Raw genomic sequence first — 13,584 nt, forward strand, 5'->3', positions numbered from 1 at the left:
TCATGACAAGATGAGCACCGTACCGAGCCGGAGAGCACCTGCATGATCGAAGAAGTGTCCACGCCGCACGCCGCCTATGTGCTCGTCGTCGATGACGACGAGGGCATCTTGCGGCTCGCGCGCAAGTCGCTCGAACGCGCCGGCTGCCGGGTGACGATCTGCGCCGGCGTCGAGGCGGCCCGCGAGCGGCTCGCGCGCGGCGCCCCCGATCTGCTCGTGCTCGATTATCAGCTGAGCGGACCGGAGACCGGGCTCGATTTCTTCCGGCGTCTGCGCGCGGAGGGCGTGCGCATTCCGGCGATCCTCGTGACCGGCTTCACCGACGAGTCGCGCGTGATCGAAGCGCTGCGCGCGGGCGTGTCCGACGTGGTGCCGAAGTCCGGCGACTATCTCGACTATCTGCCAGAGGCCGTGGAGCGCGTGTTGTCGCAGGTGCGGCTGCAACGCGCGTCCGACGAAGCGCTACTGCTGCGCGATCGCGAGTTGCATTACCGCACGCTGTCGGAGACGTTGCCGCATCTCGTGCTGACCTGTGACGCGGCCGGCGATTGCGACTTCCTGTCGAAGCAGTGGTACGACTACACCGGCTTGCCCGAACATGGCTCGCATGGTCTCGCGTGGCTCGACGCCGTGCATCCCGACGATCGCGAGCAGATCCGGCAAAGCTGGCTGAAGGCCGTCGCGAGCCGCAGCGGCGACTATCGGCACGAGATGCGGATTCGCCGCCACGACGGCGAGTACCGCTGGTTCGACGTGCGCGTGGTCGCGATGCGCGATGCCGATGGCAACGTCAGCAAATGGTTCGGTAGCTGCACCGACATCCACTCGCAGCGCGAGGCGATCGAGGAGCGCGAGCGACTGCTCGAGTCCGAGCAGGCCGCGCGCCAGGCCGCCGAAGAAGCGAATCGCGCGAAGGACCGTTTTCTCGCGATGCTGTCGCACGAATTGCGCACACCGCTCACGCCGGTGCTCGCGGGCGCGAGCGTGCTCGAGATGATCCCGGAACTGCCGGAGCAGGCGCGTGCGAGCGTGCGCATGATCCGCCGCAACGTCGAACTGGAGGCGCGGCTGATCGACGATCTGCTCGATCTGACGCGCGTCGCGAACGGCAAGCTGCGGCTGTCGCTGGAGACCGTCGACGTACACGACGTGATCGACAGCGTGCTCGAACTCTTTCGCAGCGAAATCCAGGTCAAGCAGCAGGACGTGCATGTCGAGAAGCACGCGACGCATCACTACGTGCTCGCCGATCGCGCGCGGCTGCAACAGATGCTGTGGAACCTGATTCGAAATGCCGCGAAGTTCACGCCGGACGGCGGCCATATCTATGTGCGCACACGCGACGAACGCATGCAGGTGCAGATCTCGGTCGAAGACACCGGCATCGGCATCGAGCCGGAGCAGATCGGCAAGCTGTTCAATGCGTTCGAGCAGGGCGACCAAAGCATGACGCGGCAGTTCGGCGGCCTGGGTCTCGGTCTCGCGATCACGAAGGCTTTGACGGACGTGCACGGCGGCACTGTGACCGCGCAGAGTCCCGGTCCGCATTGCGGCGCGACCTTCACGATCACGCTGCCGACCGCCGCCGCGCCGGCCCCCGCGCCGCCGGTCATCGTGCCGAGCAACGTGCAGCCGGCGAGTTCGCTGTCCGTGCTGCTGATCGAGGACCATGCCGACACCGCCGACGTGATGGCCCAATTGATGCGCGGCTTGGGCCATCAGGTGACGGTGGTCGGGCGCGTCGACGATGCGCTTGCGGCGACGCAGTTGCACAGGTTCGATCTGGTTGTCAGCGATGTCGGATTGCCCGATGGCACTGGTCTCGATTTCGTCAAGGCGTTTCGCGAACATTCCGACGTGCCAGCCGTCGCGCTGACCGGCTTCGGCACCGACGAGGACGTGCGCCGCTGTTTGAGCGCGGGCTTTACATCGCATCTGACGAAGCCTGTCAATTTCGGCCAGCTCGAAGCGATGATCGAAAGCGCGGCGCAATTGAAGGCGCAAAAGGAAGGGTAAGGCTCGATAAAGCGCAGCGCGCTGGAGGCAGCGTGAAAACACAAAGGCCTGTTGCGACGCCGATCGCAACAGGCCTTTTAATTTCACTGGCTCAGGCCGTGCAACCCGAGCTTGATTCGACGATTAACGCTGCTGGTTCAGCGAATCGCGGATCTCGCGCAGCAGCAGCACGTCTTCCGGCGTCGGCGGCGGCTCCGCCGGCGCGGCTTGCGGCTCCTTGCGCAGCTTGTTGATGAACTTGACCATCAGAAAGATGATGAACGCGAGAATGATGAAGTTGATCGTCGCGGTAATGAACGAACCGTAACCGAACACCGCCACGCCAGCCGTCTGCAGGTCTTTATACGATTCGGGGTTGCCTTTGTAAGTGGCCGGAATATGGCCTAGGCGAACGAACAGATTGGAGAAATCGAGGCCGCCGGTAGCGACCCCGACAACCGGCATGATCAGGTCTTTAACCACGGAATTGACAATGGTGGAAAACGCGCCGCCGATAATCACACCGACCGCCAGATCCATCACATTGCCTTTGAGGGCAAATTCTTTAAATTCCTGGATCATGCTCATGCATACACCTCCCTGATATGAATAGCCGAATCATACCAACCTGAAGCGGATAGGCTAGTGCTTTAGCCGCAAGGCAACAAGCGCATCTGCTGCGCGTCGCTAATGAGGAAACTGTGACTCGCTATGGCGCGCGCGCTCCAGATGCGCGGCAAAACTGACCGGGTCGATATTGGCGCCGCACAGCAGCACGCCCACGCGTTTGCCCTGCAACTGTTCGCGCAGCGGTCCGAGCAATCCGGCCGTGGCGGCCGCGCAAGCCGGCTCGACCGCGAGCTTTAGCTGATTGAACAGGATCAGCATCGCCTCGCGCAACTGGTCGTCGGACACGGTGACGATCCGATCGACATGGCGGCGGCACAGCTCGTAGCTGTATTGCTCGGTATGCGGCGACATCAGCGAATCGGCGATGCTGTGCATGTGGCCCATTCTGACCGTATGGTTGGCGGCGAAACTCTTGCTCATCACGTCCGAGCCTTCGGGTTCGACGCCGTACACGTGCACGTTCGGATTCGCGAGCCGCAGCGCGGTGGAGACCCCGGCCGCGAGTCCGCCGCCGCCGATCGGCACGATCACCGCTTCGAGGTCGGGCGTTTGCGTGGCCCATTCGTAGCCGAGCGTCGCCGAGCCGAGCACCGTGCGATAGCCGTTGAACGGATGCACGAAATAGCGGCCTTCCTCGGCCTCGACGCGGCGCACCAGTTCGAACGCTTCGGCGAGATCTTCCGCATAGACGATGTCGGCGCCGTACTCGCGGCACAACGCGACGCGGGCCGGATTCGCTGCGCTGAACAGCACGACCTTAGCGCTGACGCCGAGCCGCATCGCCGCATAGGCGACCGCCACCGCGTGATTGCCGCCCGACACGCAGGTGACACCCGAGCTCTTCTGCGCGTCGTCGAGCGCGAGCAGGTTCGTGAAGGCGCCGCGTGCCTTGAAGCTGCCGCCCGCCTGCAGCAGCTCGAACTTGAAATTGACGACGGTGCCGCGCAGCGACGAGAAGTCGAGCCGGTCGAACACCGGCGTGCGCGCGACCCAGGGCGTCAACGCGAAGTGCTGCGCGGCGATGTCGTCGAGCGTGGGGATCGGCTCACCGTCGATCGTGTGATCCGTGTGCTGCTGCATGGCGCTGGACATGGCGGTCGCTCCGGAGTCGTCGATGTCGCTGTGAGACCCGTGGCTCGGCGCGCAGGTTCACTGCGGCTGCGCGCCGCTGCAACGAAACGGGCTAAGCGGCCTCGACCGACATGCTGTGGATGAACTTGCGCAAGAAGCGCTCGCACGCGACGAGCTGCGCGAGCTCGACGAATTCGTTCGCCTTATGCGCCTGCTGGATGTCGCCGGGGCCGCAGACGATGCTCGGAATCCCCGCGTTCGAAAACAGGCCGGCCTCGGTGCCGTATGCGACCTTGCGCTTGTCCTGGTCGGCCGTCAGCGCGCGTACGAGCTGCGTGATCGCGGCCTGTTCAGACGAATCGAGTCCGGGCGCCGCGGCGATCTTCGTGATCTCGATCGCGGCCGACGGGTGCTCGCGCAGCATTTTCGGCAGCAGCGTTTCGCGCGCGTAGCTGTCGATGCGCGCGAAGATCTGCTCGGGATCGAGCGTCGGCAGATTGCGGAACTCGAACTGGAACTGGCATTCGGCCGGCACCGTGTTGATTGCGTTGCCGCCCGTGATCGTGCTGGTCTGCGCGGTGCTGAACGGCACGTCGTACAGTTCGTCGAAGGGGCCTTGCGCGCGGAACTGGTCGGCCATGTCGCGGATGTAGCAGATCAGGAGAGCCGCGTACTCGATCGCGTTCAAGCCCTTCGGCGTCAGCGACGAATGCGCGGCCTGGCCGCGTACGCAGCACTGATACGCGTTGATGCCCTTGTGCGCGATGATCGGGCGCATGCTGGTCGGCTCGCCGACGATGCAGCCGTCCGGCTTCACGCCGCGCTTCATCAGATCGGCGATCAGAAGCGGCGCGCCCACGCAGCCCACTTCCTCGTCGAACGACAGCGCGAAGTGGATCGGTTTCGCGAGCTTCGTGCGCTGCATGTCCGGCACGAGCGCGAGCGCCGCGCCGATGAAGCCCTTCATGTCGCAGGTGCCGCGGCCATAGAGCTTGTCCCCGCGAATCTCCGGCTTGAACGGATCGCTGTCCCATTGCTGGCCGTCCACCGGCACGACGTCGGTGTGGCCCGACAGCACGACGCCGCCGTTCGTTTCGCCGTCGTGCGCGGGAATGGTCGCGAACAGGTTCGCCCATTTGCCGCCCTTGCCGTGCGTCAGCGTCGCGTCGATACCGACCGCGCGCAGCTCGTCGCGCACGGTTTCGATCAGGCCGAGGTTGGGATTGCGGCTCACCGTGTCCATCGACACGAGACGGGTGACCCAGGGTAGAGATATCGGAGAAGCGGGGGACGTGGAGGAGCCGGGCGACTGCAACGATTGCGCTGTTTCAGCGACATGAGACATGACATGACTCCCCAGCGTTTTGTGTCTATCGATCATATCCCAAATTGCATTTTCGTAAGGATGTCCAAAAAGCCGGGCTCGCGTTGGCGCAGCGCAGCATCAATGCAAAAAACGAGGGACGTCCCCCCGTTTTCTGCGGTTTTCACGAGCCTGTGCGCGCAGCGTGCCGCGCTCAGCGAGCAGGCGCCGCCGCCGTGCCGCGGCTCGGCGAACCGAGCGCGCGCAAGGTCTCCTTGACGGTCGCGACGCGCACCGCGAGATCCGGGCTGCGCGTTTCGATACGCAGCTTGTCCTGACCCGCGAGCTTGATGTGCTTGTGCTTCTGCACCATCTCGATGATCCGCATCGCGTCGACGGGCGGATTGGGGATGAACTGCAGGCCGATCACCGCTTCACCGGCATCGATCTTCGAAATGCCGAGCGGCTTCGCGGCGAGCCGCAGTCGATGCGTCTCCACCAGCGCATGCGCCTGCGGCGGCAGCTTGCCGAAGCGGTCGATCAGCTCTTCCTGGATGCCGTCGATCGAATCGTTGTGTTCGCAGTTCGCGAGGCGTTTGTACAGCGACAGACGTTCCTGCACGTCGCCGCAATAGTCCGACGGCAGGATCGCCGGCGAGTGCAGGTTGATCTCGGTGGTCGCGGCGAGCGGCGCGGTGAGGTCTGGCTCCTTGCCGTTCTTGAGCGCCCTCACTGCGTCGTTGAGCATGTCGGTATAAAGCTGGAAGCCGATCTCGTGAATCTCGCCCGACTGCTTGTCACCGAGCACCTCGCCGGTGCCGCGAATTTCGAGGTCGTGCATCGCGAGATAGAAGCCCGAGCCGAGTTCCTCCATCTGCTGGATCGCTTCGAGCCGCCGTTGCGCCTGCTTGGTGAGCCCCTGCGGATCGTGCACGAGCAGATACGAGTACGCCTGGTGATGCGAGCGGCCGACGCGGCCACGCAGCTGATGCAATTGCGCGAGGCCGAACTTGTCGGAGCGGTGGATCAGGATCGTGTTCGCGCTCGGCACGTCGATGCCGGTTTCGATGATCGTCGTGCACAGCAGCACGTTCGCGCGTTGCGCGACGAAGTCGCGCATCACCCGCTCCAGTTCCCGCTCGTGCATCTGTCCATGCGCGACCGCGATGCGCGCTTCGGGCACCAGCTCTTCGAGCATCTGCCGGCGATTCTGGATCGTCTCGACTTCGTTGTGCAGGAAATAGACCTGGCCGCCGCGCTTCAACTCGCGCAGCATTGCTTCGCGAATCACGCTGTCTTCCTCGCGCCGCACGAAGGTCTTGATCGCGAGGCGCTTTTGCGGCGCGGTCGCGATCACCGAGAAATCGCGCAGGCCTTCGAGCGCCATGCCGAGCGTACGGGGAATCGGCGTCGCGGTCAGCGTCAGCACGTCGACTTCCGCGCGCAGCGCTTTCAGCGCCTCCTTCTGACGCACGCCGAAGCGATGCTCCTCGTCGATGATCACGAGTCCGAGCCGCTTGAACTGCACGTCCGACGACAGCAGCTTGTGCGTGCCAATCACGATGTCGACCGAGCCTTCGTTGATCTGCTGGATCGCCGCGTTGGCTTCTTTGGTCGACTTGAAGCGCGACAGCTCGGCGATGCGCACCGGCCAGTCGGAGAAGCGGTCGCTGAAGGTTTGCGTGTGCTGCTCGGCGAGCAGCGTGGTCGGCGACAACAGCGCGACCTGCTTGCCGCCCATCACCGCGATGAACGCCGCGCGCAATGCGACCTCGGTCTTGCCGAAGCCGACGTCGCCGCACACGAGCCGGTCCATCGGCTTGCCGCTCGTCATGTCGCCGATCACGGCCGCGATCGCGGCGGCCTGGTCCGGCGTTTCCTCGAAACCGAAGCTTTCGGCGAACTTCACGTAGTCCTTCGGTTCGAGCGCGAACGCGTGGCCCTCGCGGGCGGCACGGCGGGCGTACAGGTTGAGCAGCTCGGCGGCGGTGTCGCGGATCTGCTGCGCGGCCTTGCGCTTGGCCTTTTCCCACTGGCCCGAGCCGAGCGAATGCAGCGGCGCGCTTTCCGGATCGGCGCCGCTATAGCGCGAGATCACGTGCAATTGCGCGACCGGCACGTAGAGCTTGCTGTCGCCCGCGTATTCGAGGTGCAGGAACTCGGTTTCGCCTTCGCCGAGATCCATCGTCACGAGACCCATGTAGCGGCCGATACCGTGCTGCGAATGCACGACCGGGTCGCCGAGCTTCAGCTCGGACAGATCGCGCACCATCGAATCGACGTTGCTCGCCTGTTCCTGGCGGCGGCGTCCCGCGCGGCGCGCGAGCGGCCCGTACAGCTCGGTTTCGGTGATGATCGCGATGCCGTCGCCCGGCAGCGCGAAGCCATTTGCGAGCGGCGCGACGCCGAGTGAGAAACGCGCGTCGCTCTTGAGCCAGTCGGCGAAGCTGTCGGCCGAGGCGGGCTTCAGCTGGTTGTCGGCGAGCAGTTGCAGCAACGTCTCGCGGCGGCCCGCCGATTCGGCGGCGAACAGCACCCGGTTCGGCGTCGTGCTCAGATACGCGCGCAGCGCCGAGACGGGATCGTCGGCGTGACGATCGATCGCGAGGTTCGGCAGCGCGATCGACCAGGCGCCGTCGCCGTTGGTGGGCAGCACGAGCCGTGCGAACGGTTTCGCGAACGTGAAGAAATCCTCGTCCGACAGGAACAGCTTCTGCGGTTCGAGAATCGGCCGGTCGCGGTCGTGCGACAGGAAATTGAAGCGCTGCTTCGTGTCGTTGGTGAAGCGCCGGATCGCCGCGTCCAGATCGCCGACGAACGCGAGTTGCGAACCGTCGGGCAGGTAATGGAAGAGGGTGGCCGTCTCCTCGAAGAACAGCGGCAGATAGTATTCGATACCCGCCGACGGCACGCCGTTGCCGATGTCTTTATAGATCGACGCGCGGCTCGGATCGCCCTCGAAAGTCTCGCGCCAGCGGCTGCGGAATGCGGTGCGCGCGGCCTCGTCGAACGGGAATTCGCGGCCCGGCAGCAGGCGCACGTCCTTGACCGGATAGAGGCTGCGCTGCGTGTCGGGGTCGAACGCGCGGATCGAGTCGACCTGGTCGTCGAACAGGTCGATCCGGTAGGGCAGCGGCGAGCCCATCGGAAACAGATCGAGCAGCGAGCCGCGCACGCAATATTCGCCGGGACGCACCACCTGGCTCACGTGCTCGTAGCCGGCGAGCGTCAGCTGCGCCTTCAGCTTCGCTTCGTCGAGCCGCTCGCCTTGCGAGAACGAGAACGTGTAGGCGGCCAGAAACGATGCAGGCGGCATCCGGTACAAGGCCGTCGTGGCCGGCACGAGCAGGATGTCGCAGCGGCCTTCGCCGAGATCGTGCAGCGTCGCGAGACGCTCGGAGACGAGGTCCTGGTGCGGCGAAAACGTGTCGTAAGGCAGCGTCTCCCAGTCGGGCAGGAGGCGCACGCGCGCGTCCGGCGCGAAGAAGCCGATTTCCTGCGACAGCCGCTGCGCGTCGACCGCGCTTTCGCAGACCACCGCAAGCAGCGGCATCTTCTCGCGATACGCGAGATGGTAGCGGGCGATCAGCAGCGCGTCGGACGAACCGCGCGTGCCGTCGAAGGCGAAACGCTGGCCGGCCTTGACGAGCGCGACGGGCGGGGAGGACTGCGAGGATGCGGCGATGTCTGGCATAAAGGAGAAAAAGGGGCGGCTCGGGGCTCACGCGACGGCCAAGTTTACGCGTGTACGGGCGTGGATGCGAAGGACCTATTATAAAATCCGTCCTTTACTTTGACCTGGCGGCATCCGCACTCGTGACTTCCCGTCTCTTTGCCCTGATCCCGTGCGCAGGCACCGGCAGCCGTTCCGGCGCCGCGATGCCCAAGCAATACCGCACTGTCGCCGGCCGCGACATGCTGCATTACTCGCTCGCCGCGTTCGACGCGTGCAGCGAATTCACGCAGACGCTCGTCGTCATCGCGCCCGACGACCAGCACTTCGACGCCCGCCGCTTCGGCAATCTGCGCTTCGCGGTGCGTCGCGTGGGCGGCGCGTCGCGCCAGGCGTCGGTGCTCAACGGTCTGCACGCGCTCGCCGAGTTCGGCGCCCACGACGCCGACTGGGTGCTCGTGCACGACGCGGCCCGGCCGGGCATCACGCCGGCGCTGATCCGTACGCTGATCGGTTCGCTCAAGGACGATGCGGTCGGCGGCATCATGGCGTTGCCGGTCGCCGATACCTTGAAGCGTATCGACCGCGCGTCGGCCGATGGCCGCATCGCCCATACCGAAGCGCGTGACGGCTTGTGGCAGGCGCAGACGCCGCAGATGTTCCGCATCGGCATGCTGCGCGAGGCGATCCTGCGCGCCCAGGCCGACGGCCACGATCTGACCGACGAGGCGAGCGCGATCGAATGGTCGGGCCACGCGCCGAAGCTCGTGCAAGGCAGCCTGCGTAACTTCAAGGTCACGTATCCGGAAGATTTCGATCTGGCCGAGGCGATTCTGAGCCGCCCCGCCGGTTCGTGAAACCGGGCCTGGGCACATTGGAAAGATTTAGAAAGGCTTTAAAGAAGCTTTAAAAGCTTCAGCACTTGAGGACGTGACGCACATGGATTTCAGAATTGGGCAGGGCTACGACGTGCATGCGCTGGTGCCGGGACGCGCGTTGATCATCGGCGGCGTAACGATTCCGTACGAGCGCGGGCTGCTCGGTCACTCGGACGCGGATGTGCTGCTGCACGCGATCACCGACGCGCTGTTTGGCGCGGCCGCGTTGGGCGATATCGGCCGCCACTTCTCCGATACCGACGCGAAGTTCGCCGGCGCCGACAGCCGCGTGCTGCTGCGCGAATGCGTGGCGCGCGTGAAGGCGGCCGGCTTTGCGATTGGCAACGTCGACAGCAGCGTGATCGCGCAGGCGCCGAAGCTCGCACCGCATATCGAAGGGATGCGCGCCAATATCGCGGCGGACCTCGGTCTGCCGATCGAGCGCGTGAACGTCAAGGCGAAGACGAACGAGAAGCTCGGCTATCTCGGCCGCGGCGAGGGCATCGAGGCGCAGGCCGCGGTGTTGTTGGTCAGGAGCTGAACGGGATTTTTGTTTGGGTGACGGGCGGTGCGGCTTACAGCGTCGCGCCGCCAATCGTCCGATTGCTCGGACACAGCTCGTCCGTTTGCAGGCCGTCGAGGATGCGCAGCACTTCTTCGGGATTACGGCCCACGTACAGATTGTTGACCGACACGTGCTGGATCGTGTTGTCCGGATCGACGATATAGGTCGCGCGCAGCGCGACGCCCGCTTCCTTGTCGCGCACGCCGAGCTGGTCGATCAGCTCGCCTTTCACGTCGCCGAACGAGTAGTGGTTGAGCCTGTCGAGCTCCTTGTACTCGCGGCGCCACGCGAGCTTCACGTATTCATTGTCGACGCTGCCGCCGAGCAGCACGGCCTCGCGGTCCTCGAACTCCTTGACGAGCTTGCTGAATTCGACGATTTCCGTCGGGCAGACCAACGAAAAATCCTTCGGATAGAAGTAAATGATTTTCCATTTGCCTGGAAACGACTGCTCGGTGATGTATTCGAACGCCGAGACGCCGTGTTCTTCGTGATGGTTGAAGCCCGGCTTGGCGGCAATGACGGTGAACGCTTCGAGTTTATCGCCAACGGTTTTCATGAAAAGGCTCCTTCGGAAGTCGCAACAAGCGGCGTGTTTCGAATGGCGACGGCGCGCGGTGCCGCGCGTCGTCGGCTCACGCGCTTTTCGCGAGCGGAAACTCGATCGTCACTTCAAGCCCTGGTCCGGGCGAGCGGTTGCGCAGCCGTAGCGCGCCGCGATAACGCGCGACGAGCCGCTGCACGATCGCCATGCCGAGGCCCGTGCCGTTGGCCTGGGTGCGCGCCGAATTCACACGATAGAACGGCCGCGTGACGAGCGCGAGCTGGTCTTCGGGAATGCCGGGGCCTTCGTCGACCACCGAGAGTTCGACGCGCGAGTGCGACACGCGCGTTTCGAGAATTACGTGCGGCACACCGTCGCCGTCGCTGAGGCCATATTTGCGCGCGTTCTCGAGCAGATTGCCGACCACGCGACGCATGTCGGTTTCATCGGCCTCGATCACCGCCGACGGAGCGAGCCGCGTGATCAGCCGCATGCTGTCCTCGCTTTGCATGCGTGCTGCGAGTTCGCTCGCGATCACCGAGAGGTCCACCGGTTCCGGCACACGCTGAACGGGACGCGCGTAGTCGAGGAAGCGGCCGATGATCATGTCCATCTGCTCGATGTCGTCGACCATCGCGTCCTTGGTGGCCTGATCGGACGGGCTCATTTCGGTCTCGAGCCGCAGCCGTGCGAGCGGCGTGCGCAGATCGTGCGAGATGCCCGCGAGCATCAGCGCGCGGTCCGCCTCGAGCTGTTCGAGGTCGCGCACCATCTGGTTGAAGCTTCGATTGGTTTCGGCGGCCACACCCATGCCGCGCTCGGGCAGCGGCTCGGGCGATTGCCCCGAGCCGACCCGGCGCGCGGCCATCGCCAGACGCGCGAACGGCCGGTTCACCAGACTCGTGATGAACGCCGCGCCGAACAGCGACAGCGCGAGCGCGAACACGCCCCAGCCGGCCCATTGCAGGCCGGTGGCGTTGTCGAGCTGATCGCGGTCGAGCGCGACCCAGTAATCGTCGTCGTCGATCTTGAAGCTGATCCATACGCCGTTGATATCGTTGACGCTCTGCGCGATCACGGTGTCGTCGCCGAGACGGCCGCGGATGTCGTGCTCGATCAGGCGATTCAACGATTCGTCGGGCTGGAGTTTGTATTTGTCGGTGGCTTCGCGCGGGTACACGCGCACCCCTTCGTTGCTCTCCAGATCCTGCAGCAGCGCACGCCGCAGGTCGGGATCGGAATAGAGGAGTGCGGTGCGCGTGAGCTTGACGATCGCGACGAGTTGCAGAGCCACGCGCTGCGCGCGCGGCTCACGCTCGATCACGCGAAAGCTCTGGAACCACGCGGCGAGACTGACTGCGATCAACAGCGCGATCAGCAGAAAGGTCCGCCAGAAAAGGCCGCCGAACGCGAGCGTCAGGAGGCGCCGGTCGATCCGCATGGGCCCTTCTTATGTGACACAGAAACGAAAACGGAGCACAAACTCAGGCTGCACCGTCGGGGATGAAGACGTAGCCGAGGCCCCACACGGTCTGAATGAAGCGCGGGCTGCCCGGATCCGGCTCGATCAGCTTGCGCAGACGCGAGATCTGCACGTCGAGGCTGCGGTCGAAGACCTCGTATTCACGGCCGCGTGCGAGTTCCATCAGCTTTTCGCGCGACAGCGGCTGACGCGGATGACGCGCGAATACCTTCAGCACCGAGAACTCACCGGTGGTGAGCGGAATTTCCTGGCCGGCCTTGGTCAGCGTGCGGGTGGCGAGATTTAGCGCGAACTCGCCGAACTCGAAGACCTCGGTGGTCTCGGACGGCGCACCCGGCAATTCGGACGGCGACTGGCGACGCAACACCGCGTGAATGCGCGCGACCAGTTCGCGTGGATTGAACGGCTTGGGCAGATAGTCGTCGGCACCCATCTCGAGGCCGACGATGCGATCCACATCCTCACCCTTGGCCGTCAGCATGATGATCGGCGTGCGGTCGTTGCTGCCGCGCAGTCGCCGGCAGATCGACAGGCCGTCCTCACCGGGCAGCATCAGATCGAGCACCAGCAGATCGAAGCGCTCGCGCACCCAGAGCTTGTTCATTGACGGCGCATTTTCGGCGACGTAGACGTTGAAGCCTTGTTCGCCGAGGTAGCGGCGCAGAAGATCGCGCAGGCGTGGATCGTCGTCGACGACGAGGATTTTCGAAGGGTTTTTGGTTTCCATGGTCGGCATCTTAGCGCGATTAGAAAGTGGTGCGCGGTTACACCATTTCTGGGGTTACAGTCGGTTACAAAATTTACCCGCGGTGTGGCGCGACGTAAAGTATGCGCGTTTAGACTGCTTTACTGAATGCGGCTGTTCGGTGGATACTTCACTCGACAAAACTCTCGCACCCGGCTGTTACCGGGGTTTGTATACGCATCTGAGGTAGCCGGTTGCCGCGCCACGAAGGGAACAAAATGAAGGGAGGGGTTTGGCCAAACGTGCGCCTGAGCGTGATTGCACTGGCGGTTGCCGGTACGCTGGCAGGCACACTGGGCCCGACGCTCGCTCATGCGCAGCCGTCCGCAGATAGAGCGACGAGCGAGCATGCGCCCCGCTCGGGCAATGGCAGAACCAGCCGCCACAACCCGGGCATCGATCGCCCTGCCTCTGACGCGATGCTGCGCACCGCGGTTCCTCCCGATCTCGATCAACGTCGCCGCGACGGGCATATGACGCCTGAAGAGCGTCGGCTGTTGCGGCAGCACATCGAAGACGCCGTGCGCGAGTTGTACAAGCGTTAATCCCAGCGCGCGCATCGCCGCGTGAAAAATCCCGTTGCATCTTCAGCGTCCACTTTCTGATCCGCTGCTCCGTTGAGTCGCCAGCACCGGCGCGTTTTTGTGCGCGTCTTCGTGCATACAGGCGCCTCGGCTCACGATGTCACGCCACTCAC

At 64.5% G+C, this 13,584-nt stretch carries 11 protein-coding genes; 4 read left to right on the forward strand and 7 right to left on the reverse strand.

The features are described 5' to 3' along the window. The first annotated feature begins 42 nt into the window (after positions 1-42). Positions 43-2,016 (forward strand): response regulator, encoded by a 1,974-nt coding sequence (locus tag OKW41_RS30100; RefSeq protein ID WP_429574901.1) that lies wholly within the window; start codon positions 43-45, stop codon positions 2,014-2,016. Positions 2,017-2,139: 123 nt separating this feature from the next. On the opposite strand, the gene mscL is transcribed toward OKW41_RS30100, so the two are convergent. The 4 genes from mscL to mfd all read right to left on the reverse strand — a co-directional run bounded on the left by mscL (position 2,140) and on the right by mfd (position 8,693). Continuing rightward, positions 2,140-2,583, reverse strand: coding sequence for a large conductance mechanosensitive channel protein MscL (gene mscL, locus OKW41_RS30105; protein ID WP_429574902.1), 444 nt, complete (start codon positions 2,581-2,583; stop codon positions 2,140-2,142). Positions 2,584-2,682: 99 nt separating this feature from the next. Beyond that, complete coding sequence (locus OKW41_RS30110) at positions 2,683-3,717, reverse strand: threonine ammonia-lyase (RefSeq protein WP_429574903.1); 1,035 nt, start codon at positions 3,715-3,717, stop codon at positions 2,683-2,685. Between the two features lie 91 nt (positions 3,718-3,808). Beyond that, positions 3,809-5,041 (reverse strand): acetylornithine deacetylase, encoded by a 1,233-nt coding sequence (gene argE / locus OKW41_RS30115; protein ID WP_429449698.1) that lies wholly within the window; start codon positions 5,039-5,041, stop codon positions 3,809-3,811. Positions 5,042-5,213: 172 nt separating this feature from the next. Then, positions 5,214-8,693, reverse strand: coding sequence for a transcription-repair coupling factor (mfd, locus tag OKW41_RS30120; protein ID WP_429574904.1), 3,480 nt, complete (start codon positions 8,691-8,693; stop codon positions 5,214-5,216). Between the two features lie 122 nt (positions 8,694-8,815). On the opposite strand from mfd, the gene ispD reads away from it, so the two are divergent. Both ispD and ispF read left to right on the forward strand, forming a co-directional pair. Continuing rightward, a complete protein-coding gene (gene ispD, locus OKW41_RS30125) occupies positions 8,816-9,529 on the forward strand; it encodes a 2-C-methyl-D-erythritol 4-phosphate cytidylyltransferase (protein WP_429449702.1) in 714 nt (237 codons plus the stop codon). Between the two features lie 82 nt (positions 9,530-9,611). Further along, complete coding sequence (gene ispF / locus OKW41_RS30130; RefSeq protein WP_018432029.1) at positions 9,612-10,091, forward strand: 2-C-methyl-D-erythritol 2,4-cyclodiphosphate synthase; 480 nt, start codon at positions 9,612-9,614, stop codon at positions 10,089-10,091. Between the two features lie 34 nt (positions 10,092-10,125). Here ispF and OKW41_RS30135 read toward each other — a convergent pair whose 3' ends face one another. The 3 genes from OKW41_RS30135 to ompR all read right to left on the reverse strand — a co-directional run bounded on the left by OKW41_RS30135 (position 10,126) and on the right by ompR (position 12,878). Beyond that, positions 10,126-10,674 (reverse strand): peroxiredoxin, encoded by a 549-nt coding sequence (locus tag OKW41_RS30135; protein ID WP_090804730.1) that lies wholly within the window; start codon positions 10,672-10,674, stop codon positions 10,126-10,128. A 76-nt stretch (positions 10,675-10,750) separates the two neighbouring features. Continuing rightward, the gene (locus OKW41_RS30140) at positions 10,751-12,100 is read right to left on the reverse strand and encodes an ATP-binding protein (protein ID WP_013089393.1); all 1,350 of its coding nucleotides are present in this window, start codon (positions 12,098-12,100) and stop codon (positions 10,751-10,753) included. Positions 12,101-12,143: 43 nt separating this feature from the next. Beyond that, on the reverse strand, positions 12,144-12,878 hold the full coding sequence (gene ompR / locus OKW41_RS30145) for a two-component system response regulator OmpR (protein WP_006048917.1): 735 nt from the start codon (positions 12,876-12,878) through the stop codon (positions 12,144-12,146). 227 nt (positions 12,879-13,105) lie between these two features. On the opposite strand from ompR, the gene OKW41_RS30150 reads away from it, so the two are divergent. Beyond that, positions 13,106-13,432, forward strand: a complete 327-nt coding sequence (locus OKW41_RS30150) for a hypothetical protein (RefSeq protein ID WP_429449704.1) — start codon at positions 13,106-13,108, stop codon at positions 13,430-13,432. Positions 13,433-13,584 lie beyond the last annotated feature (152 nt).

It is taken from the genome of Paraburkholderia sp. UCT70, assembly GCF_050434085.1.
Classification (GTDB): domain Bacteria; phylum Pseudomonadota; class Gammaproteobacteria; order Burkholderiales; family Burkholderiaceae; genus Paraburkholderia; species Paraburkholderia tuberum.